The organism is Micromonospora sp. CNZ286 (assembly GCF_014207755.1).
On sequence record NZ_JACHIZ010000001.1, the window covers coordinates 3,282,117 to 3,303,661 of the forward strand.

25 protein-coding genes are annotated in these 21,545 nt (G+C 74.2%); 16 read left to right on the plus strand and 9 right to left on the minus strand.

Annotation, left to right across the window (positions count from 1 at the left end):
- Positions 1 to 66 precede the first annotated feature (66 nt).
- From FHX31_RS14880 to FHX31_RS14885, 3 genes are all read left to right on the plus strand, one after another.
- Entirely contained in the window at positions 67 to 1,008 is a 942-nt protein-coding gene (locus FHX31_RS14880; RefSeq protein WP_151011885.1) for a sugar phosphate isomerase/epimerase family protein, read from the plus strand.
- 74 nt (positions 1,009 to 1,082) lie between these two features.
- Positions 1,083 to 1,229, plus strand: a complete 147-nt coding sequence (locus FHX31_RS32710; RefSeq protein ID WP_402883967.1) for a hypothetical protein — start codon at positions 1,083 to 1,085, stop codon at positions 1,227 to 1,229.
- 12 nt (positions 1,230 to 1,241) lie between these two features.
- Entirely contained in the window at positions 1,242 to 1,703 is a 462-nt protein-coding gene (locus FHX31_RS14885) for a class I SAM-dependent methyltransferase (protein ID WP_486481719.1), read from the plus strand.
- A 40-nt stretch (positions 1,704 to 1,743) separates the two neighbouring features.
- Here FHX31_RS14885 and FHX31_RS14890 read toward each other — a convergent pair whose 3' ends face one another.
- The gene (locus tag FHX31_RS14890; RefSeq protein WP_184976543.1) at positions 1,744 to 2,253 is read right to left on the minus strand and encodes a pyridoxamine 5'-phosphate oxidase family protein; all 510 of its coding nucleotides are present in this window, start codon (positions 2,251 to 2,253) and stop codon (positions 1,744 to 1,746) included.
- A gap of 39 nt (positions 2,254 to 2,292) precedes the next feature.
- Positions 2,293 to 3,312, minus strand: coding sequence for a LacI family DNA-binding transcriptional regulator (locus FHX31_RS14895; protein WP_184976545.1), 1,020 nt, complete (start codon positions 3,310 to 3,312; stop codon positions 2,293 to 2,295).
- Positions 3,313 to 3,414: 102 nt separating this feature from the next.
- On the opposite strand from FHX31_RS14895, the gene FHX31_RS14900 reads away from it, so the two are divergent.
- From FHX31_RS14900 to FHX31_RS14940, 9 genes are all read left to right on the plus strand, one after another.
- Complete coding sequence (locus FHX31_RS14900; RefSeq protein ID WP_013286197.1) at positions 3,415 to 4,566, plus strand: Gfo/Idh/MocA family protein; 1,152 nt, start codon at positions 3,415 to 3,417, stop codon at positions 4,564 to 4,566.
- Entirely contained in the window at positions 4,563 to 5,726 is a 1,164-nt protein-coding gene (locus tag FHX31_RS14905) for a dihydrodipicolinate synthase family protein (protein ID WP_184976547.1), read from the plus strand. Before FHX31_RS14900 ends, FHX31_RS14905 begins: the two co-directional genes overlap by 4 nt.
- On the plus strand, positions 5,723 to 6,562 hold the full coding sequence (locus FHX31_RS14910; protein WP_184976549.1) for a sugar phosphate isomerase/epimerase family protein: 840 nt from the start codon (positions 5,723 to 5,725) through the stop codon (positions 6,560 to 6,562). The genes FHX31_RS14905 and FHX31_RS14910 overlap by 4 nt, the downstream gene beginning before the upstream one ends.
- A gap of 74 nt (positions 6,563 to 6,636) precedes the next feature.
- On the plus strand, positions 6,637 to 7,803 hold the full coding sequence (locus FHX31_RS14915) for an SGNH/GDSL hydrolase family protein (protein WP_184976552.1): 1,167 nt from the start codon (positions 6,637 to 6,639) through the stop codon (positions 7,801 to 7,803).
- 64 nt (positions 7,804 to 7,867) lie between these two features.
- A complete protein-coding gene (locus FHX31_RS14920) occupies positions 7,868 to 8,446 on the plus strand; it encodes an RNA polymerase sigma factor (protein WP_316250259.1) in 579 nt (192 codons plus the stop codon).
- The gene (locus FHX31_RS14925) at positions 8,443 to 9,261 is read left to right on the plus strand and encodes a zf-HC2 domain-containing protein (RefSeq protein ID WP_184976554.1); all 819 of its coding nucleotides are present in this window, start codon (positions 8,443 to 8,445) and stop codon (positions 9,259 to 9,261) included. The genes FHX31_RS14920 and FHX31_RS14925 overlap by 4 nt, the downstream gene beginning before the upstream one ends.
- A 75-nt stretch (positions 9,262 to 9,336) precedes the next feature.
- Positions 9,337 to 10,131, plus strand: a complete 795-nt coding sequence (locus FHX31_RS14930) for an ATP-binding cassette domain-containing protein (protein WP_071095143.1) — start codon at positions 9,337 to 9,339, stop codon at positions 10,129 to 10,131.
- Positions 10,131 to 11,480 carry a hypothetical protein gene (locus FHX31_RS14935; RefSeq protein WP_184976556.1) on the plus strand — a complete coding sequence of 450 codons (1,350 nt, stop codon included), beginning with the start codon at positions 10,131 to 10,133 and terminating at the stop codon, positions 11,478 to 11,480. Before FHX31_RS14930 ends, FHX31_RS14935 begins: the two co-directional genes overlap by 1 nt.
- Positions 11,477 to 12,091 (plus strand): hypothetical protein, encoded by a 615-nt coding sequence (locus tag FHX31_RS14940; protein ID WP_184976558.1) that lies wholly within the window; start codon positions 11,477 to 11,479, stop codon positions 12,089 to 12,091. Before FHX31_RS14935 ends, FHX31_RS14940 begins: the two co-directional genes overlap by 4 nt.
- A gap of 45 nt (positions 12,092 to 12,136) precedes the next feature.
- On the opposite strand, the gene FHX31_RS14945 is transcribed toward FHX31_RS14940, so the two are convergent.
- From FHX31_RS14945 to FHX31_RS14960, 4 genes are all read right to left on the minus strand, one after another.
- Complete coding sequence (locus tag FHX31_RS14945; protein ID WP_184976560.1) at positions 12,137 to 12,562, minus strand: integrase; 426 nt, start codon at positions 12,560 to 12,562, stop codon at positions 12,137 to 12,139.
- A 106-nt stretch (positions 12,563 to 12,668) separates the two neighbouring features.
- A complete protein-coding gene (locus tag FHX31_RS14950; protein WP_114920329.1) occupies positions 12,669 to 14,582 on the minus strand; it encodes a beta-propeller domain-containing protein in 1,914 nt (637 codons plus the stop codon).
- Positions 14,583 to 14,684: 102 nt separating this feature from the next.
- Entirely contained in the window at positions 14,685 to 14,981 is a 297-nt protein-coding gene (locus FHX31_RS14955; RefSeq protein ID WP_013476902.1) for a MoaD/ThiS family protein, read from the minus strand.
- Positions 14,978 to 16,093, minus strand: coding sequence for a WD40/YVTN/BNR-like repeat-containing protein (locus tag FHX31_RS14960; protein WP_184976561.1), 1,116 nt, complete (start codon positions 16,091 to 16,093; stop codon positions 14,978 to 14,980). Before FHX31_RS14960 ends, FHX31_RS14955 begins: the two co-directional genes overlap by 4 nt.
- Positions 16,094 to 16,259: 166 nt before the next feature.
- Between FHX31_RS14960 and FHX31_RS14965 the strand changes: the two genes are divergently transcribed.
- Positions 16,260 to 16,670: an MmcQ/YjbR family DNA-binding protein gene (locus tag FHX31_RS14965; RefSeq protein ID WP_030272444.1), complete on the plus strand. Its 411-nt coding sequence runs from the start codon at positions 16,260 to 16,262 to the stop codon at positions 16,668 to 16,670.
- 1 nt (position 16,671) lies between these two features.
- On the opposite strand, the gene FHX31_RS14970 is transcribed toward FHX31_RS14965, so the two are convergent.
- On the minus strand, positions 16,672 to 17,208 hold the full coding sequence (locus FHX31_RS14970) for a GNAT family N-acetyltransferase (RefSeq protein ID WP_013286183.1): 537 nt from the start codon (positions 17,206 to 17,208) through the stop codon (positions 16,672 to 16,674).
- A gap of 108 nt (positions 17,209 to 17,316) precedes the next feature.
- Here FHX31_RS14970 and FHX31_RS14975 point away from each other — a divergent pair, with 108 nt between their 5' ends.
- Positions 17,317 to 18,195 carry an alpha/beta hydrolase family protein gene (locus FHX31_RS14975; protein ID WP_184976563.1) on the plus strand — a complete coding sequence of 293 codons (879 nt, stop codon included), beginning with the start codon at positions 17,317 to 17,319 and terminating at the stop codon, positions 18,193 to 18,195.
- 8 nt (positions 18,196 to 18,203) lie between these two features.
- Here the strand turns inward: FHX31_RS14975 and FHX31_RS14980 are convergent, their stop codons facing one another.
- Entirely contained in the window at positions 18,204 to 18,779 is a 576-nt protein-coding gene (locus FHX31_RS14980; RefSeq protein WP_114920325.1) for a TetR/AcrR family transcriptional regulator, read from the minus strand.
- Positions 18,780 to 18,928: 149 nt separating this feature from the next.
- On the opposite strand from FHX31_RS14980, the gene FHX31_RS14985 reads away from it, so the two are divergent.
- Positions 18,929 to 19,948: an aldo/keto reductase gene (locus tag FHX31_RS14985; protein ID WP_184976565.1), complete on the plus strand. Its 1,020-nt coding sequence runs from the start codon at positions 18,929 to 18,931 to the stop codon at positions 19,946 to 19,948.
- A 17-nt stretch (positions 19,949 to 19,965) separates the two neighbouring features.
- A complete protein-coding gene (locus FHX31_RS14990; RefSeq protein WP_047891926.1) occupies positions 19,966 to 20,382 on the plus strand; it encodes an ASCH domain-containing protein in 417 nt (138 codons plus the stop codon).
- Between the two features lie 15 nt (positions 20,383 to 20,397).
- Here FHX31_RS14990 and FHX31_RS14995 read toward each other — a convergent pair whose 3' ends face one another.
- Positions 20,398 to 21,525 (minus strand): CaiB/BaiF CoA transferase family protein, encoded by a 1,128-nt coding sequence (locus tag FHX31_RS14995; protein WP_184976567.1) that lies wholly within the window; start codon positions 21,523 to 21,525, stop codon positions 20,398 to 20,400.
- Positions 21,526 to 21,545: the final 20 nt, after the last annotated feature.

Sequence of the window (21,545 nt, forward strand, 5' to 3'; positions counted from 1 at the left end):
GAAAGCCATAGACATATCGACATGTCTTTTGTAGCGTCGGCGCACAGGCGACGAAGGAGTACGACCATGTGCTACGGACATGACGGACACGCCGCGCTACGGCAGTCGCTGGACCGGCGCGACCTGCTGCGCGGCTCCCTGGCGGCGCTCGCCGGGATCGGGCTCGCCACCGGGCTCGGCGCGACCGCGGCCCAGGCCGGCGGGCACCATCACGGCCGGCGCCCGGTGCCGAAGGAACTGATCAGCCTCCAGCTCTGGACGGTCCGCGACGCGCTCAACGGCTCGCCCGGCTACGACGCGACGCTGGCGCACCTGGCCCGCATCGGCTACCCGCGGGTCGAGCTGGCGCTCGGCTACTTCGGCCGTACCGCCCGGGAGCTGCGCCGCTTCCTGGACGGCATCGGCATCAAGGCCAGCTCCAGCCACGACGGCATCGCCGCCGACGCCGCCGCGCTGGAACAGAAGATCGCGAACGCCCGGACGCTGGGCCAGCGGTTCATGGTGGTGCCGTACCTGAACTCCGACCGCGAGGACGACTGGAAGCGCTGGGCGGAGCAGATGAACGTCGAGGCCGCCGCCGCGCGCAAGGCGGGCCTGCGGTACGGTTACCACAACCACGCGCACGAGTTCACCATCGACTTCGGCAACGGCAGGCGGCCGTGGGACGTGCTGACCGAGGAGCTCGACCCGCGCCTGGTGCACCTGGAGATCGACATCTACTGGGCGGTCACCGGCGGCATCAACTCCGGCGAGGGCGTCGACGACCCGGAGGGCTTCACGCTCGACGTGATCCGCTCGGCGCCGCAGCGGGTGTTGCAGTACCACGTCAAGGACCGCGACCCGGCCACCGGCGACATGGCCGACCTGGGCACCGGGATGATCGACTTCGCGCGGATCTTCCGGGGGCACCAGGTGATGGAGTACATCGTGGAGAACGACACCCCCGACGTGACGCCGCAGCAGACCGCTGCCGTCGGCTACCGCTACCTGCGCCGGCTGCGGTTCTGACCCGCGGCGGGGGCACTGACCACCGCCGGACGTGACACGCTCGGGGGTGGCCGCGCCGACCGAGGGGGTACGCGATGACCGACGAGCCGGACGACGTCCACTACGACCGCCTCTATCGCGACGCCGAGCGCCCGCCCTGGGAGATCGGCGGCCCGCAGCCGGCGCTCGCCGCGGTCCTCGACACCGGGGTACGCGGCCCGCGCGTGCTCGACGTCGGCTGAGGCACCGGTGAGCTGGCGCTCGCGCTGGCCCGCCGCGGCCACGACGTGACAGGCGTCGACATCTCACCGGTGGCGATCGACCAGGCCCGGGCCAAGGCCGCCGCGGCGGGCCTGCCGGTGCGCTTCGAGGTGTGCGACGCGACGGCGATCCCGGTGCCGCCGGTGCCGTACGACTCGGTGTTCGACTCCGGCCTGCTGCACTCGCTGGACCGGCGGGGCGCCGCCGTACGCGACTACCTGGCGCTGCTGCCGCGCCTGACCGCGCCCGGTGGTGCGGTGTTCGTCCTGGCTGTGTCGCCGGAGGCGGGCGAGGGCTGGGGCCTGGACGCGGACACGCTGCGCGCGGCCTTCCCCGACCCGCTCTGGACGCAGGTGACGGCCGAGCGGATCGACGTGCTCGCGAGGGTCGGCGGCGCGGACCTGCGCCTGGCCGGCAACCTGCTGCGCGCCACCCGCTCCCCCACCGGCCCGTAGCGCGCCCGCCGCGACACCACCGCAAGGACGGCGAACGGCGTCAGCGACGCCAGTGCTGACGTGGGGCGTAGCCCTCGCGGCGCAGCCAGTGTTCGGTGTAGACGATCCGGTCGGCCTCGATCACGACGAGCGGGTCCTCGGGCGGCTCGGACAGCGACCGGCCCCGCTCCGCGTGTTCGTTCTCCCAGCGGAACGCGGCCCAGTGGCGGGCCCGGTCAGGGTGCTCGGGGCCGAGCACCCGGGCGGTGCCGAACACCTGCGCGCCACGGCTGCTGGCCAGGCCGACCAGCGGCGCGAAGACGCCGACCGACACCCGCGGATCGGCGGCGATGTTGCGCATCTTCGGCGAGCGTGGCGCGGCGGTGAACATCAGCGTGAAGTCGAGTGGGTAGTAGCGCACCGGCGTAGCAAGCGGCCCGTCCGGCCCGACGGTGGCGAGCACGCACATGTTCTGCGACGACAGCAGGTTGAGGATCCGTTCCTCCAGGCGGTCCCGGTCCAGCTTCCTCGTCGGCGTCGGACCGGTCAGCCAGGGGTTCGTCAGCGGCACGGTGCGTCCTCGATCATGACGGCACCCTACCGGCCGGGATCAGGCGACCGGCGCGGTGCTGGCCCGCATCACGACCTCGCCGGGCAGGCGCACGATCCGGCGGCGGCGACCGGCGTTCTCGGTCAGGGCCAGCTTCATCGCCTCCTCGCCGAGCCGGTGCAGTGGCAGCGCCACTGTGGTCAGCGGCGGGGTGAGGTCACGCACGACAGGGATGTCGTCGAAACCGGCGACCGAGACGTCGCCGGGCACCGACAGCCCGCGGTCGCGCAACGCCGCGTACGCGCCGACGGCCATCACGTCCGTGCACGCGAACACGCAGGTGGCGTCGAGGCCGCGGTCGAGCAGCTCGGTCATCGCCCGGTAGCCGCCGTCGCGGGTGAACGCCGCCTCGGCCACCGCGCCCGGGTCGAGCGCCACACCGGCGGCGGCCAGCTCGTCGCGGAACCCGCCGAGCCGGTCGGCGACTGTGGTCAGCTCGGGCGGGCCGGAGAGCACCGCGAAGCGGCGGTGCCCCAGGCCGAGCAGCGCGCGGGCCAGCTCGGCGGCGCCGGCCCGGTTCTCCGGCAGGACACTGTCGACCTTCAGGGTGCGGTGCCGGCTGACCACCGCGACCCGGCCACCGCCGTCGAGGTAGGGCGCCAGCTCGGCGGCCATGGCCCGCTCCCAGCGGGGGTCCTCGAAGCCGGAGCCGATGAGCAGGATCGCCGGGGCGCGTTCGGCGCGCAGCATCGACACGTACGCGATCTCGCGTTCCGGGTCGCGGAACGTGCTGGCCAGCATGACCAGCAGGTCGTTGTCGGCGGCGACGCGCATGACGCCGCCGGCGACGGCGGCGAAGTAGGGGTCGGTGACGTCGTGGCAGACCACGCCGACGCTGCGCCGGGACGCGCCGGCGAGCGCGCGGGCGTGGGCGTTCGGGGTGTACGCGAGCCGTGCGGCGGCGGCCAGGACGCGGTCGTGCAGGTGCGGGGTGACGCGCCTGCCGTTGAGGGCCCGGGAGGCGGTGGCCAGTGAGACGTCGGCCGCCCTGGCCACGTCTTCCAGCGTCACGTGCGACATCGATGCGTCTCCCTGCGGAACGTCTTGACCCGGTGTTCCGGCGTGGCTACGGTAGCACCCTGAAAGCGCTTACTGAAAGCGCATTCACCGCCGGGAGGCACAGTGGAACGCACGTCCGTCGGCATCATCCTCAACGGCGTCACCGGCCGGATGGGCTACCGGCAGCACCTCGTCCGGTCCCTGCTCGCCATCCGCGAACAGGGCGGCGTGCCGGCCCGCGACGGCAGCCGGATCTGGCCCGAGCTGACACTCGTGGGCCGCGACGAGAACCGGCTCGCCGAGATCGCCGGGCGGCACGGGCTGTCGGCGTACACGACCGACCTGGACGCGGCCCTCGCCGACGACGCCCACCAGATCTACTTCGACGCGCAGGTGACCACCCAGCGGGAGAAGGCGATCCGGGCGGCGATCGAGGCCGGCAAGCACGTCTACACCGAGAAGCCGCTCGCCGAGGGGTTCCTCGCCTCGCTGGAGCTGGCCCGGCTCGCCGCCGCCAAGGGCGTCCGCAACGGCGTCGTGCAGGACAAGCTGTTCCTGCCCGGCCTGCGCAAACTCAAGCGACTCGTGGACGGTGGCTTCTTCGGCCGGATCCTGTCCGTGCGCGGCGAGTTCGGCTACTGGGTGTTCGAGGGCGACTGGCAGGCCGCGCAGCGCCCGAGCTGGAACTACCGCGCCGAGGACGGCGGCGGCATCACGCTGGACATGTTCCCCCACTGGCACTACGTGCTGGAGCAGATCATCGCCCCGGTCACCGCCGTCACCGCTGTCACCGCCACGCACATCCCCGAGCGCGTCGACGAGACCGGCACCCGCTACCGGGCCACCGCCGACGACGCCGCGTACGGCATCTTCGAGCTGGCCGGTGGCATCGTCGCGCAGGTCAACTCCTCCTGGGCGGTCCGCGTGCACCGGGACGAACTGGTCGAGTTCCAGGTCGACGGCACGCACGGCAGCGCCGTGGCCGGGCTGCGCGACTGCCGTATCCAGCACCGGGGCGCCACCCCGATGCCGGTGTGGAACCCCGACCTGCCGGTCACCGAGGCGTTCCGCGCGCAGTGGCAGACAGTGCCGGACAACGGCGAGCACGACAACGCCTTCAAGGTGCAGTGGGAGGCGTTCCTGCGCCACGTCGTCGACGACGAGCCGTTCCCGTGGGACTTCCTCGCCGGCGCCCGGGGCGTGCAACTGGCCGAGGCCGGGCTGCGCTCGGCCCGCGAGGGGCGGCGGGTGACGATCGAGGAGATCCCCCGGTGAGCACGCACATCACGCTTCCCGCACCGGGCGGCGGCACCGAGCGGCTGACGTTGCGGGAACCCCCCGCGTGGCGACGGCCGTCCGGGCCACCGGCAACCCGGATCGCGTACGCGGCCGCGCACGTCGTCGCCGACCCGTACGCCGACAACTCCCCCGGCCGCCCGGCGGGGCTGGACTGGGACGCGACGCTCGCGGTGCGGCGCGACCTGTGGTCGTGGGGCCTCGGTGTGGCCGAGGCGATGGACACCGCGCAGCGCGGGATGGGGCTGGACTGGGCGGCCACCCGCGAGCTGATCCGGCGCAGCGCCGCCGAGGCGGCCGCGTGCGGCGGGCGGATCGTCGCCGGGGCCGGCACCGACCAGCTCACCGGCGTGCCCGGCACGCTCGACGAGGTCGTCGCCGCGTACGCCGAGCAGGTCGCCGTCGTCCAGGAGTACGGCGCCACGCCGGTGCTGATGGCCAGCCGGCACCTCGCCGCGCTCGCCACCGGCCCGGAGGACTACCTGCGCGTCTACGAACGGGTGCTGCGGGAGGCCGGCACGCCGGTGGTGCTGCACTGGCTCGGCGACATGTTCGACCCGGCACTGTCCGGCTACTGGGGCTCGACCGACCTGGACGAGGCCACCGCCACGTTCGCCGCGCTGGTGCACGCCCACGCCGACCTGGTCGACGGGGTGAAGGTGTCGCTGCTGGACGCCGGCCGGGAGGTACGGCTGCGGGAGCTGCTACCGCCCGCGGTGAAGGTCTACACCGGCGACGACTACCACTACCCGGAGCTGATCGAGGGCGACGGTAAGCGGTTCAGCCACGCGCTGCTCGGAGCGTTCGCGGCCATCGCCCCGGCCGCGTCGGCCGCGCTGGGACGGCTCGACGCGGACGATCCGGCCGGGTTCCGTGCCGTCCTCGACCCGACGGTGCCGCTGTCCCGGCACCTGTTCGCCCCGCCCACGCCGTACTACAAGACCGGCATCGCGTTCCTGTCCTGGCTGAACGGACGGCAACCGGGCTTCACCATGGTCGGCGGCCTGCACGGCGGGCGCGGCGTCCCGCACCTGGTCGAGGCGTTCCGGCTGGCCGACGCCGCCGGGCTGCTGCACGACCCGGAGCTGGCGGCGCGGCGGATGCGCGCGTACCTGGACGTCGCGGGCGTGCCCGGATGACCGCCGATGCCCGGCTGGCGCGGCTGTCGCTCAACCAGCGCACCACGCAGCGCTGGTCGGTGGCCGAGGCGGTCGACGGCTGCGTACGCGCCGGCATCCCGGCGATCGGGCTGTGGCGCGAGCCGGTGGCCGAGATCGGCGTACCGGCCGCCGCGCGGCTCGTCGCGAATGCCGGGCTGCGGGTGTCGTCGCTGTGCCGGGGCGGGTTCCTCACCGCCGCCGACGACGCCGGCCGGGTCGAGGCGCTCGCCGACAACCGGCGCGCGATCGACGAGGCCGCCGCGCTGGACGCCGCCTGCCTGGTGCTGGTCGTCGGCGGCCTGCCACCCGGCTCCCGCGACCTGGCGGGTGCCCGGCAGCGGGTCGCCGACGCGCTGGCCGAGCTTGCGCCGTATGCCCGCGAGCGGGGGGTACGTCTCGCGCTGGAGCCGCTGCACCCCATGTACTGCGTCGACCGGGCGGTGCTGTCCACGCTCGGGCAGGCGCTCGACCTGGCCGAGGCGTTCCCGGCCGAGCAGGTCGGCGTCGTGGTGGACACGTTCCACGTCTGGTGGGATCCGGACGTGTGGCGGCAGATCGCCCGCGCCGGGGCACGGATCGCGAGCTTCCAGGTCTGCGACTTCCTCACCCCGCTGCCGGCCGACGTGCTGCTGGGCCGCGGCATGATGGGCGACGGGCACATCGACTTCCCGCCGCTGCGCCGCGCGGTGGAGGCCGCCGGGTACACCGGTGACGTCGAAGTGGAGATCTTCAACGCCGAGGTGTGGGCCACCGACCCGGACCGGGTCCTCGCCACCATGATCGCCCGCTACGTGGAGCGGGTGCTCACCGACTGACCCAGCGTGACGAGTCCGGTCTGTCGGATAAATCAGGTGGCCGCTCCCCGGGATCCGGGGGCAGGATCGGGATCATGCCATCCCCGCACATCACCACCCCGATCACCACCGACCTGCTGCGCGGCGCGCTCGACCTGGAACAGACAGCGGACGGGGTGTTGCCGCACCGGCTGCCCGCGTGGGCCCGGGCACAGAACACCGACCCGCAGCTGACGATGGCCGAAGCGATGCCCTCGGGCGTACGGCTGGTGTTCCGTACCCGCGCCACAGTCGTGGAGCTGGACGTGCTGCCCACGAAGATGGTCTGCCGGGGCACCGGGCCGCGTCCCGACGGCCGCTACGACCTGGTCGTCGACGGCCGTCTCGCCGGTCAGGCCACCGCCGACGGCGGCAAGGTGCTCACGATCGACCTGGCCGCCGGCACGTCCGGCGTCGAGCCGGGTCCGGTCGGCACGGTGCGCTTCACCGACCTGCCCGCCGCCGACAAGGAGGTGGTGATCTGGCTGCCGCACCGGGAGATCACCGAGCTGGTGGCGCTGCGCACGGACGCGCCGGTCGAGCCGGCCGACACGGGTGGCCGCCGGGTGTGGCTGCACCACGGCAGCTCGATCAGCCACGGCTCGGACGCGGAGAGCCCCACCGGCACCTGGCCGGCCGTGGCCGCCACGCTCGCCGGCGTGGAGCTGGTCAACCTGGGGTTCAGCGGTAGCGCGCTGCTCGACCCGTTCACCGCCCGCGCGATGCGCGACACCCCGGCCGACGTGATCAGCGTCAAGATCGGCATCAACGTGGTGAACAGCGACCTGATGCGGCTGCGCGCGTTCGGCCCCGCCGTGCACGGCTTCCTGGACACCATCCGGGAGGGACATCCGCACACGCCGCTGCTGGTCGTGTCGTCGGTCCTGTGCCCGATCCAGGAGGACACGCCCGGCCCGGGCGCGGTCGAGTTCGTCGACGGGAAGGTCCGGTTCCGGGCCACCGGCGACCCGGCCGAGGTGGCCACCGGCCGGCTCACGCTGCGCGTCATCCGCGCCGAGCTGGCCCGGATCGTGGCATCCCGGGCCGGCGCGGACCCGAACCTGCACTACCTCGACGGGCTGGAGCTGTACGGCGAGGCCGACTACGCCGAACTGCCGCTGCCCGACGAGCTGCACCCCGACCCGGCCGCCGACCGCCGCATCGGCGAGCGGTTCGCCGCGCTGGCGTTCGGCCCGAAGGGACCGTTCGCCGCAGCGGAATGACAGACGGCCCCTCACGGCGCGGTGTGACCCAGGTCACGCCGCGCCGTGATCCTTCGGAGGTGCCGTGAACGACCAACTGAGCGTGGGAGGAAGTCGACAGGACGAGGAGCGGCTGCTGCGGCGGGTCGCACGCGCCGACCTGGACGCGTTCGACGAGCTGTACCGGCGTACGTCGCCGTGGCTCGCGATCCGGCTGCGGCGGCGGTGCGCCGACGACGGCATCGTCGCCGAGGTCCTCCAGGACACGTACCTGACCGTGTGGCGGGCCGCCGGCTCGTTCAGCGGGCTCCGCCCCTCCCCGGACGCACCGGGCGGTTCGGCGGCCGGCTGGATCTGGACCATCGCGGCCCGGCGCCTGGTCGACGCGCTGCGCCGCCGCGCCCGGGTGCAGGAGGTGCCGACCGACGTGCTTCCGGTCCGCAGCGCGCCGGCCGCCGAGGACGAGGCGCTCGCCGGGTCGTTCGGCTCGGAGGTGGGCGCCGCGCTGGACGCCCTCGCACCGGAGCTGCGGGCGGTGCTCGCCGCCATGGTCCTGGACGGGCTGACCGTCCGGGAGACCTCCGTCCTGCTGGGGGTGCCCGAGGGCACCGTGAAGAGCCGGGCGCGGCGTGCCCGCAACGCGCTACGCGAGGCACTGGCATGACCGCTCACGTTCCCCCGGCGGCACTGGCCGCGTACGCGGCGGGCAGCCCCGACGACGCCGCCACCTGGACGATCGAGGTGCACCTGGAGGGTTGCGCCGAGTGCCGCGACCGGCTCGGCGAGCTGGCCGCCCCGCCACTGCGCGCCCTGCTCGGCGACGCCCGGGAGGCGATCCTGGAACAGGCCCGCACCGGGCCGCAGCCGGTGCGCCGGCGCCCGCTGCGACGGTGGTGGCTGCGCTGGACCGACTGGTCGCTGCTGGCGTGGGCGGCCATGACGTGCACGGCGATCCTCGCCGCGGTGCTGCTGGACCGCAACTACCCGGAGCAGCCCTCGGCGGTGCTGCTGCTGGCACCTGTGGCGCCGCTCGCAGGGCTCGCGGTGGCCTGGTCCCGCCGCGCCAACCCGAACTGGGAGGTGGTCGCCGGCACCGCCCGCGCGGGGCTGGAACTGCTGCTTCGCCGTACCCTCGCGGTTCTGCTCCTGGTCGCGCCGGTGCTCGCGGTGGCCGGGCTGGCGGTCGGCCGCAACCCCGCGCTGTGGCTGCTGCCCTGCCTGACGTTCACCGCCGCGACGCTGCTGCTCGGCAGCCGCGTCGGCGTGCCGCTGGCCGCCGCCGTCCTCGGCGGTGGCTGGCTCACCGTGGTCGCGGCCGTGTTGTTCACCGGCGACGCCGACGCGGCCCGCGCCGCCGCCGCGACCGAGGCCCTGCTCCGGCCCGCCACCATGCCCGTCTGGGCGGCGGCCGCCGCCGTGCTCACCCTCCTCACCACGCTGCGCGCCGAACACCTGCGGCGGCCCGCCGCCTGGCGCTGACCCCGAAAACCGCACCACCACGACACGGCGCCCGTCCGGTGCCGCGACCGACCCTGCCCGAAGAAGGAGACGACATTGGTACGCGCAGTGAGCGCCGACGAGGTGGCGCCGACCCGGCACGCCTGGCGGATCGAGGCGGTGGGACTGTCGGTGAAGGCCGGGCGGCACCTCGCAGTCGACAACCTGGGCCTGACGCTCGGTGCCGGCGTGCACGGGCTGCTCGGCCCGAACGGCGCCGGCAAGAGCACCCTGATGCGTGCGCTCGCCACAGTGGTCAAGCCGCACGCCGGCGTGCTGCGGCTGCTCGGCGCGGACGCCACCGCGTCCCGTGAGCTGCGGCCGGTGCGCCGCCGGCTCGGCTACCTGCCGCAGCAGTTCGGCTACTACCCCCGGTTCACCGTCCGGGAGTACGTCGAGTACGTGGCCTGGCTGCGGGAGATGCCCGCCTCGGCGGTGCCGGGCGCGGCCCAGCGTGCCATCGACCGGGTACGCCTCACCGACCGGGCCGACGCCAAGCTCAAGTCGCTGTCCGGCGGCATGCTGCGCCGGGCCGGCATAGCCCAGGCGATCGTGAACGAACCGGACCTGCTGCTGCTCGACGAACCGACAGTCGGCCTGGACCCGGAACAGCGGGTCGAGTTCCGTGAGCTGATCCGGGAACTCGGCGCGGACGCCTGCGTGCTGGTCTCCACCCACCTGGTGGAGGACGTGGTGGCGGCCTGCTCCGACGTCATCCTGATGGACCACGGCACCCGCGTGTTCCAGGGCCTGCCCGCCGACCTGATCCGCCACGGCGAGACCGGCGGCGTCGGCGACAGCGCCGCCGAGCGCGGCTACTCGTACCTCCTCAAGCAGCACCGGAGCGCCTGATGATCCGACAGGTACGCATCGAACTGCGCCGCTCCAACGCGCCGGCCGTGGCGGTGCTGCTGCTGGCCGTCGGCGCCCTCGGCACCGCCAGCATGTACAGCTTCTGGCAGGGCCAGTGGCTGCGGCTGGGCTACGTGCACGCCTCCGACGTGTTCTTCCTGATGCCGCTCGCGCTCGCCGGCGGCGCGGTGCTGGGCCGCCGGGACCGGCGTACCCGCGCCGAGGAACTGATGAACAGCACCGGCCGGCCCCGCTGGCAGCGCGCGCTACCAGCGATGGCAGCGCTCGGCGTCGCCGTCGCGGCCGCGCACCTGCTCGTGCTCGCCGCCAGCGCGGCGGTGGTCGCCTCCGGCGGCGCCCACCTCGGCGTACGCGGACTCGCCGGGCCCCTGATCGACGTGCTGGTGCTGGTGGGCGCGGCCTGGGTCGGCGTGGCGGTCGGCCGGCTGTGGTCCTCACCGCTGCTGCCGCCGCTGCTGGCCGCCGCCGGTCTGGTCGCACAGGAGGGCACCGCCATGCTCGGCGGTACGGGCAGCCGGCTGACGAACGCGTCCCTCATGATCTCCTGGCCGCCGGACACCCCGTGGGAGACGCTGTCCGACCGGCTGCTGCTGAGCCGCCTCGTGCTGGGCGCCGGGCTGGTCCTGGCCGGCCTGCTGCTGGCGGCAGGCAAATCCTGGCTGACCAGGGCCAGCGCGGCGGCGAGCCTCGCCGGTGGTGTGGCGGGTCTCCTGCTGATCGGCGTACCGGGCCCCGCCGGCATCTGGCAGCTCGATGCGGAAGCACGCCGCTACGTCTGCGCCGACGGCACGCCGCAGGTGTGCGTCACCGCCGTCAACGCGCACCTGCTGCCCGAGGTCACCACCGAGGCCCGGCGAGGGCTGCACGCGCTGGCGAAGCTGCCGAACGCGCCGACCCGCGCGGTGGAACTGCGGCTGGACACCATCGGCAGCAACGACAGCGAGCAGTGGCACCGGCCCAAGCCCACACCCGGCACCGTGCAGTTCCACCTGGAGGTCGACCCGGACACCGGCCGGGCCGCGGACGTGGCCGAGCGCATCGCCATGGGCGGCGGCACCCGGTGGTCCGGCTGCGGGCGCAGCGGCGACGACATCGCCCCGGCGATCGTCGCGGCCTGGCTGCTGGACACCGACACCGTGCGGCTGTGGGACTCCTGGACCGGATACCGGTACGCCGACGAGCAGCAGGAGGAGATCCGGGCCGGGGTGCGGCAACTGCGCGCGCTGCCCGAGCCGGAGCAGTTGCGGCGGGTCACCGCGCTGCGGGACGCGGCCGCGCGGTGCGAGCCGGACCTGATGCCGGCGCTCACCGGCCGGGCCGCGCCGTGACCCGCTGGCTGCCGCTGTACGTGCGGTCCCGCCGGCTACCCGCCGCCCTGGCCGGATCGGCAGTCGCCGTCGCGGTGATGACCGCCTCCTGGTCCGCCTTCAGCGACCGCCCCGAAGTACCTGCCGGCCTCGCCGTGCTCACCACCGCGATGGCGGTGGCACCGCTCGGGCCGACGCTCGCCGGCACCGACCCGGCGCTGGAGCGGACCGCCGCGTGGTCCTGGGCGCCGCGCCGGGCCGGGCACCTGCTCGCGTACGGCGCGGCGGTGGTCGGGCTGCTGGCCGCCGCCCGCATGCTCGGCGCCGACTTCGGGCCGCTGTCCGTGCTGGCCCGCAACACGGCCGGGCTGACCGGGCTGGTCGGACTCGGGGCCGCGCTCGCCGGCGCGCGGGCCGCCTGGCAGGTGCCGACCGCCTGGGCCGCGCTGGGGGCTTTCCTGGCCGCACCGGGCGGACCGGAGTGGCGGCAGGTCGCGCTGTGGATGGCGCAGGAACCGGGCAACCGGATCGCCGCGGTCACCGCCGCGACGTTCCTCCTCGGTGGCGTCGTCGCGTACGCGCTGCGGGTGGGACCGCAGGTCGCGGCCGCCGAGGCGGCGCTGGAACAGTGACGTGCCGGACCTCGTCGCGCGCCCACCGCGCGCGGCGAGGTCCGGTCAGTCGCTGTCCGCGGCGGCCCACGCCGACACGACGCGCCGCGTCGGGTCACCGCCCTCCGGTCCACGCAGCCGGTCGGTGAGCAGGAATCCGGGCAACCGGAACCGGGCCGCGTGCTCCCGCTCGGCGAGCCGGTACGTGCCGCCGCGCCGATCGGGCTGCCATCCGTGCCGCAGGGCGTACTCGATGACGGCGCGTACGTCGGCCGAGGTCGGGTAGGCGTCGTCGACGGCACAGGGCGACCAGCGCGTCCCCCAGGTGGTCGACAGCAGATCTGCCTGGAGCGCCTGGCCCGTCTTCCCGCCGCCCCAGATCCGGAGCCGGATGCAGCGGTGGCAGTCCGTGTCGCCCCGTACCTCGCGGGTCTCCGCCCGCCAGGTGAAGGCGCGCCCGTCGATCCACAGTCGCCGCAGCCGGATGCGCACGGCCCGATCATCCGGGACGGCGCCCGCCGTCGCGACGGGTTTTCCCCGGGTCGACGTCAGGCCGGCGGTTCCGTCCGCCGGTGGCGGGTTTCCTCCTCCGTCGTTGTCAGGTCAGCGGCACCCAGCCCAGGGTGGTCATGCCGGACAGGGCGGTCGCCTTGAGACCGGCGTCGGAGACCGTCCAGAGCACACCGTCGATCATCAGCGAACGGCGGATCGGCGCCCACTCGCCGCCGTCGGCCAGGACGCCCGGGTGGTCGACGGCACCGGCCACTGTGAAGCCCTTGTCGCCGATGCGCAGCGCCAGCACACCGCCGGACGGCGGGCGCCTGGTGCCGTCGGCGCGGTCGGTGACCACGCCCGGCTGCCGCACCGGGAGCACCACCAGGCGCTCGGGCTCCCAGTACAGGAACGCGTGCGGGTCGTGCTCCGCCTCGGACCAGCCGCCCGGGACGTGGTGCTGGGCGATGCGCGCCGGACGGGCCGGGTCGGCCACGTCGAACAGCGACACCTGGGTGCCCGTCACCCGTCCCCGGTCCGTCGCGTCCTGCCCGACCCCGATCAGGCGGCCGTCGCCGGCCGGGTGCAGGTACGCCGAATAGCCGTTGATCTTCAGCTCGCCGGTGACCCGGGGCGCGGCCGGATCGCGCAGGTCCACGCCGTACAGCGGGTCGGTCTGCCGGAACGTGACCACGTACCCGGTGCCGCCGACGAACCGCACCGCGAAGATCCGCTCGCCCTTGCCCAGGCCGGTCACCGCGCCGACCCGCTTCAGCGTGGCACCGTCGGCGCGCAGCACGTAGACGCCGGACTGCGAGGACGTCCCCCGCCCCCAGGTGTCACCCGTCGTGGTCGCCACCCGGAGGTGACCGTCCCACTCGGACAGCGCGTACTGGTTGATCAGCCAGCCGGGCACGGACCCGGCGGCGACGAAGCGTGGCGTGCCCGCCGCGGTGTCGAACTGGTAGATCTCGGTGCTGGTGTCACGTGCCCCGGACGGTCCGCCACGCCACATCCGCCAGCGGTGGTCGTTGGCGACGTAGAGGCGTGCGCCGTTGCTGTAGACGGTGTCGCCGTCGGCGACCACGGTGACCGGGTCACCGGCACCGAGCGCAGCCGCGCCCAGGTCGAAGCTGAGCACCGTCACCATCGACGCGCCGGAGAATCCGGCCGGACGGTTGACCCGGTCGCAGCCGACCCGCCCCGTGCCGACGGTCCGGACGCTGTCGCGGATCTCGTAGCGGGGCAGCCAGTCGTCGAGCGTGGCCTTGTCGATGACCGCCCGGTTGGCGGCGATCCGCTGGGCGTCGGTCCGGCGGCCGGCGGCATAGGGGAAGTCGAGCCGGGGCGCGGACCGGATCACCACACGGGCGGTCCCGCCGGACTGCCGGGCGTCGACCAGGAGACCGTCCATCCGGTACTCCCCCACCACCCGGGGCGGTCCGGCGAGGTCCACCAGGACGAGCCGGGCCTGCGGGGTCGCGCCCGGGCGCGTCTGCCCGTCCGGTACGGGGCCCTTGACGGTCCGTCCGGCGTGCAGCAGCACGAGCGCCCGGTCACCGTGCAGCAGCAGGCTCCCCTCGTCGCCGGAGAACCGCTCGGCATCGCGGTCGAGCGCCAGCCGGCCGGTCACGCGGCGGCTCGCCGGATCGACCACCGACAGCACGCCCCGGCTGACCGTGACGATCCGCCGCCCGTCGGTCTTGACCAGGTCCGGTTCGTCCACGCCGGCCTCGTGCACGTTGGTGCCGGAGAAGTCGGGCGTGGACGCCGACGCCGCGTCCTTGGCGGCGCCGCCGACCGCCGCCCGTTCCGCGCTGAACTGCATGCGTACGTCCGGGCCGAAACCCCACGGGCCGACCGCCGCCTTCGCGGCCGTGCGGAGCTGCCGCAGCGCCTCGTCGCAGCCGTCGAAAGCCACCAGCCGCAGCCCGCCGGCCGGTACGACCCGCCCGGTGGGCGGCGGGTCGGCGGCCGGCGGTGACGCGGTGCAGCCGGCGAGAGCCAGCGCGGCGGCCATCGTCCATCCAAACGTCCGGGATCCGTGACGGGTCATGCCGGTCAGACGTGGCGGTGACGAGCACGGTTCCCGGCCGTGCCGTTCAACCACCGGCCGTGCCGCTCAACCGCCCGCCATCGCGCCGAGCACGATGAACGGCTCCTTGCCGGCGACCACCTCCTCCGGCAACGGCTCGTCCGGGGACTCGTTGGAGAGGTCCAGCTCGCAGGCGTAGAAGCGGACGAACGGCCGGCGCTTCCCGCTGTGCCGGTCGCGGATCGTGCCGAGCAGCATCGGGTACGCGGTCTCCAGCGCGTCGAGTACCTCCCGCTGGGTGGGCGGCCCGGCCACCTCGACGCGGACCTCGCCGGTGACGTGCGCCAGGTTCTTCAGGTGCGCCGGCAGCACCACCCGGATCACGGCAGCACCTGGACCTCGACCGAGAGCACGCCCGGCAGGTCCCGCACGATCGGCGCCCACGTGTCGCCGCCGTCGGCCGAGTGGTAGACCTGACCGCCCGTGGTGCCGAAGTAGACGCCGCACGGGTCGAGCGTGTCGACGGCCATCGCGTCGCGCAGCACGTTGACGTAGCAGTGCGACTGCGGCAGCCCTTCGGTCAGCGGTTCCCAGTGCTCACCGCCGGTACGGCTGCGGTAGACGCGCAGCTTGCCCTCCGGCGGGTAGTGCAGCGAGTCGCTGGTGATCGGCACCACGTAGACCGTCTCCGGCTCGTGCGCGTGCACCGCGATCGGGAAGCCGAAGTCCGTCGGCAGGTCGCCGCTGACCTCCCGCCAGTTCGCGCCGGCGTCGTCGGTGCGCATGACGTCCCAGTGCTTCTGCATGAACAGCGTGTCCGGCCGGGACGGATGCTGGGCTAGCCGGTGCACGCAGTGCCCGACCTCCGAGTCCTCGTCCGGGATCTCGCCCGAGCGCAGCCCCTTGTTGATCGGCAGCCAGCTCGCGCCGGCGTCGTCGCTGCGGAACGCGCCCGCCGCCGAGATCGCGACGTAGATCCGGTCCCGGTCGGCCGGGTCGAGCAGGATCGTGTGCAGGCACATCCCGCCCGCGCCGGGCTGCCAGGACGGGCCGGTCGGGTGCTGTCGCAGGGCGGTCAGCTCGGACCACTTCTGGCCGCCGTCGGTGGACAGGTAGAGGGCGGCGTCCTCGCCGCCCGCGTACACGGTGTCGGGGTCGTGGCGGGAGGGCTCCAGGTGCCAGATCCGCTTGAACTCCCACGGCCGCGGAGTGCCGTCGTACCAGAGGTGCTGCCCCACCTCGCCGCTGTAGGCGAAGTCGTTGCCGACCGTCGTCCAGGTCCGGCCGCCGTCGTCCGAGCGCTGGATCAGCTGCCCGAACCAGCCGCCGGACTGGGACGCGTACAGCCGGTCCGGTTCGACAGGCGAACCTGTCAGGTGGTAGATCTCCCAGCCGCCGAAGTGCGGCCCGTCGACGGTCCAGTCGTCGCGCTTGCCGTCCGAGGTCAGGATGAACGCGCCCTTGCGCGTGCCGACCAGTACTCGTACGCCGCTCATGTCTCGTCCTCTCGTCCGAGGGGTTCTCCCCGCAATGACCGTGCGGCTCACCGAAACTCATCGCTGTCGTACTCCCCGGCTACGACATTTCCCGGTCGGGCGGGCAGCGTCGGCGCCGCCACGCCGGTGCGGCCGGAATGTCGGGGGGTGCGGCTAGCCTGCGCGCATGACCGGCCCCGGAGATGTCCCGCCCGAGCACCTCGACCGCCTGCGGCCGGTCTGCCTCGGCCTGCCGGAGACCTACGAGGAGGCGGCCTGGGTGGGCGTCCGGTGGCGCGTCCGCGGCCGCACGTTCGCCCACGTGCTCACCGTCGACCCGGGCCACCAGGCGGCGTACGCACGGGCCGCGGCGACCGACGAGCCGGTCTGCGTGATGACGTTCCGCTCCCCCGGCGACGAGATCGCCGGGCTGCTCGCGGCCGGGCCGCACTTCTTCAAGCCGGACTGGGCCGCCGACGTGGTCGGCCTGCGGCTGGACGCGGACACCGACTGGACCGAGGTCGCCGAACTGCTCACCGAGAGCTACTGCGTGCTGGCCCCGAAGAAACTGGTCGCGCTGGTCGACCGGCCCGGCTGAGTCAGCCGAGCTTCTTGCGCAGCGTCTCGAACGCCAGGTCCGCCCGCAGCGGCACGCCGAACCGCTCGTCGCCGTACGGGAACGGGCTCAGCTCGCCGGTGCGGACGTAACCGCGCCGCTCGTACCAGCCGATCAGGTCGTCGCGCTGGACGATCACGGTCATCCGCATCTCACCGGCGTGCCACTGCTCGGCCGCGTAGCGCTCGGCCTCGGCCAGCAGATCCCGGCCCACGCCGCCGCCCTGCCGGCCGGGCGCGACAGCGAACATCCCGAAGTAGACGTGGTCGTCGCGGCGCTCCAGCTGGCAGCAGGCCACCAGGTCGCCGTCCTGCTCGGCGACCAGCACCACGCCGTCCGGGCCGGTAACCGCGGCGGTCACCATCGCCGGGTCGGTGCGCTGCCCGGCCAGCAGGTCCGCCTCGTGGGTCCAGCCCTGCCGGCTGCGCTCACCCCGGTACGCCGACTCGATCAGGTCGACGAGGGCTGCCACGTCTTCGGGACGGGCGACCCGGACGGTACGGGGTGCGGGGCTGGTCATGGCGGTTCTCCACGGTCGCGGCGGCGTACCTGGTCAGCGTACGCACGCGGGTGTCCCGGACGGCGGCCGGGACCACCGGGCGGGACGGTTCGTGGTTCACTGCCCGGCATGGAGACGACAGTCGGCACGGCGGGCCTGCCAGCGGTCCTCGACCTGCCGGCCGGGCCGGTACGCGGCGGCCTGGTGGTGCTGCACGGCTCGCACGCCGAGCAGCACTCCTACTTCCTCTACGCCCATCTGGCCCGGCTGCTGCCTCCGGCCGGGATCGCGGTGCTGCGCTACGACCGCCGCCCTCGGATCGACGGGCACGACGTGCCGCTGGCCGACCAGGCCGAGGACGCGTCGGCCGCGCTCACCGAGCTGCGCCGGCACGTCGGGGCGGTCCCGGTGGGGCTGTGGGGTTTCAGCCAGGGCGCGTGGGCGGCGGCCCTGACCGCCGTCCGGCACCCGGTCGACTTCCTGGTGCTGGTGGGGTGCAGCGCGGTGAGCCCCGCGGTCCAGATGCGCCACGGCACCGCCGAGCAGCTCCGCCGCAACGGCTACGGCCCGGCCGACCTCGCCGAGCTAGCCGAGCTGCGCCGCGTCGCCGAGGGATTCCAGCGCGGCGACGTGCCGCGCGCGGAGGCACAGGCGGCGATCGACGCGGCGGCCCGCCGCCGGTGGTTCCCGCTGGCGTTCCTGCCGAACGAACTGCCCGCGACGCCCGGCACCTGGACCGACATGGACTACGACCCGGCGCCGGTGCTGGCGCGGCTGACGTGCCCGGTGCTGCTCTGCTACGGCGAGACCGACGCGTGGATCCCGATCGAGGACAGCCTCGCGGTGTGGCGGCGGGCGGCGCGCGACGCCGAGCTGACGGTGGCCCGGCTGGCCGGCTGCGACCACGCCCCCACGCTCGGCGAGGGCGAGGATCTGGACAGCGTCAGCCCGCAGTACGAGCGGGTGCTGCTGGACTGGCTCGACCGGCGGCTGCCGCCCGCCGGCTGAGCAGGCGGTCAGTCCCGGTACCGCAGGCCGGCGAGCAGCAGGCCGACCAGGCGGCGCGCGTCGTAGCGGGGATCGCTGTCCGCGCCGATGCAGAGGTTCCCGACGCCGCGCAGCAGCTGGTACGCGTCGACGTCCCGGCGGGTCTCGCCGGCCTCGGCCGCGGCGTCCAGCAGAGCGGCGCAGACCGGTACCAGCCGGTCGACGAAGTAGCCGTGCAGCGCGTCGAACTGCCCGCTGTCCGCGCGCAGCGCCGCGGCGAGCCCGTGCTTGGTGACCAGCAGGTCGACGAACTGGTCGATCCACCGGGTCAGCGCGGCGTACGGGGTGGGCGCCTGCGCCAGGCAGACCGGGCCGGCTTCGGCGCATGCCTCGACCTGGTGCCGGTAAACCGCGACCACGAGGTCGGCGCGGGTCGGGAAGTGCCGGTAGACCGTACCCACGCCGACGCCTGCGGCGGCGGCGATGTCGCGTACCGGGGCCTCGACGCCGGAGGCGACGAACACCGCGGCGGCGGCGTCGAGCAGCGAGCGCTGGTTGCGCCGCGCGTCGGCCCGGCGTCGGCCCGGCCCGGTGGTGTCGGTCACGTTCGGCGTCCTCTCCTGGACTGCGGTTGTCAAACGGAACAGCGTTCCGTATCGTTACCGGAGCAATGTTCCGCATGGCCATCATGCCAGGCGGGACGAGAGATCACCGAGTCAGGCCGCGCCCGTCGCGGCCACCGGAGGGACACCCCATGCAGTACCGCACCCTGGGCCGCACCGGCGTACAGGTCAGCACGCTCGCGCTGGGCGCCATGAACCTCGGCCCGATCGGGCGCACCACCCAGGACGAGGCCACCGCGCTCGTCGGGGCCGCACTCGACGCCGGGATCAACCTGATCGACACCGCCGACGCCTACGGCAACGGGATCTCCGAGGAGATGGTCGGCCGGGCGATCGCCGGCCGCCGCGACGACGTGGTGCTGGCGACGAAGGCCGCCCTGCCCATGGGCGAGGAGCGCAACCGCCGGGGCGGCTCCCGGCGCTGGCTGGTCACCGCCCTGGAGGACAGCCTGCGCCGGCTCGGCGTCGACCACGTGGACCTCTACCAGATCCACCGCTGGGATCCGGCCACCAGCGACGAGGAGACGCTGTCGGCGCTGACCGACCTGCGGCAGGCCGGCAAGATCCGGTACTTCGGCACCTCCACCTACCCGGCCCACCGGCTGGTCGAGGCGCAGTGGGCGGCCCGCGAGCACCACCTCGGCCGGTACGTCACCGAGCAGCCCAGCTACTCGATCCTGCAACGCGGCATCGAGGCACACGTCCTGCCGGTCACACAGCACTACGGGCTCGGCGTCCTGGTCTGGAGCCCGCTCGCCTCGGGCTGGCTCTCCGGGGCGATCCGGGCCGGCCGCGAGATCACCACCCACCGGTCCACGTTCATGCCGCATCGCTTCGACCCCACGGTCCCGGCCAACCAGGTTCGGCTCGACGCGGTGGAAAGACTGGCCGATGTCGCCGACGAAGCAGGACTCACGCTGATCCAGCTCGCACTCGGCTTCGTCACCGCGCACCCCGCCGTGACCAGCGCGATCATCGGTCCGCGCACGCCGGAACACCTGCACAGCCAGCTCGCCGCCGCGGGCACCGTCCTGGACGCCGACGTCCTGGACGCGATCGACGCGATCGTCGCCCCCGGCGTCGACCTGGCCCCGCAGGAGAAGCACGACACCCCGCCCGCCCTGCTCGACCCGGCGCTGCGCCGCCGCTGACCGCTACGCTGCCGCGCATGGACGCCGAGCTGCCCACCTTCGAGTTCGCCTTCCCCGGCCCGCTGCGCGACCAGCTCGTCGCCGCGGTGCTCGACGGGAGCAAGACCACCACCACCGGCCTGCTCCAGGACTACGAGATCGACGGTGAGCCGCTACCGGCCGTCGGCACCCGCTCGGCGGTGATCGACTCCGACGGCCGGCCGGTGGCGGTGATCGAGCTGGTCGAGGTCCGCGTCGCCCGCCTCGGCGACGTCGACCTCGACCACGCCCGGGACGAGGGCGAGGGGTTCGAGACGGTCGCCGCCTGGCGCGCCGGCCACGAACGGTTCTGGCACGGCGACGACTACCGCGGCTGGCTCGGCGACCCCGCGTTCACAGTGGACGACGACACCCCGGCCGTGCTGGAACGCTTCCGGCTGGTCGAGACGCTCTGACGGCGGCCGGGCTGGTCACCCCGCCGCGAGCCAGGCGCGCAGTTCGGCGCCGTGCTCGTCCAGCTCCGGCGGCGGCAGGTCGTAGCGAGGTGGCGCCCCAGACAGGCCGATCGGATTCCGGATCCCCGGTACCCCGCCGGTCGTCACCACCGGCTCCAGGCCGAGCCCTTGAGCCAGCGCCACCCCCTCGGCCACCGAGTTGATCGGGCTGCACGGCACGCCCGCGGCACGCAGCTCGGCGAACCAGTCCGCGCTGCCGCGCCGGGACAGCGCCGCCACCAGCAGCGGCCGCAGCTCGTCGCGGTGCGCGACCCGGTCGGCGTTGCCGCGGAACCGCGCGTCGCCGGCCAGCTCCGGCACGCCGAGCACCCCGCAGAGGGTACGGAACTGGCCGTCGTTCCCGGCGATCACCACCAGCTCGCCGTCGGCGGTGGGCAGCGGCTCGTACGGCACGATGCTCGGGTGCGCGTTGCCCATCCGGTGCGGCGCCGCCGCACCCGCGACGTACGCGCTGGCGTGGTTGACCAGCCCGGACAGTGCCGAGGAGAGCAGGTCCACGGTGACGTGCTGCCCGCGACCGGTCTCCTCCCGGTGCCGCAGCGCGGCCAGGATCCCGACCGCCGCGTGCAGCCCGGCGATCACGTCGAACACCGCCACCCCGGCCTTGTAGGGCGGGCCGTCCGCGTCCCCGGTGAGGCTCATCAGCCCGGCGGCGGCCTGCACCATGAGGTCGTACCCCGGCAGGTCGGCGCCCCCGGCGTCGCCGAAGCCGCTGATCGAGGCGTACACCAGGCGGGCGTTGCGGGCGGTGACCGTGCCGTGGTCGAGGCCGAAGCGGCGCAGCGCGCCCGGACGGAAGTTCTGGATCAGCACGTCGGCCCGGTCGGCCAACCGGTGGGCCAGCGTCAGGTCGCCGGGATCGGTCAGGTCGAGCACCAGCGAGCGCTTGTTGCGGTTGACCGCCAGGTAGTAGGTGGCCACGTCGTCGCGCACCGGGGGCCGCCAGCCGCGGGTGTCGTCACCGCCGGGCGCCTCCACCTTGACCACGTCCGCGCCGAGGTCGGCCAGGAGCATCGTCGCGTACGGCCCGGCGAGGATCCGGGAGAAGTCGGCGACCAGCACCCCGCGCAACGGACCCGACATGCCACCCTCCCTCGCCGCCG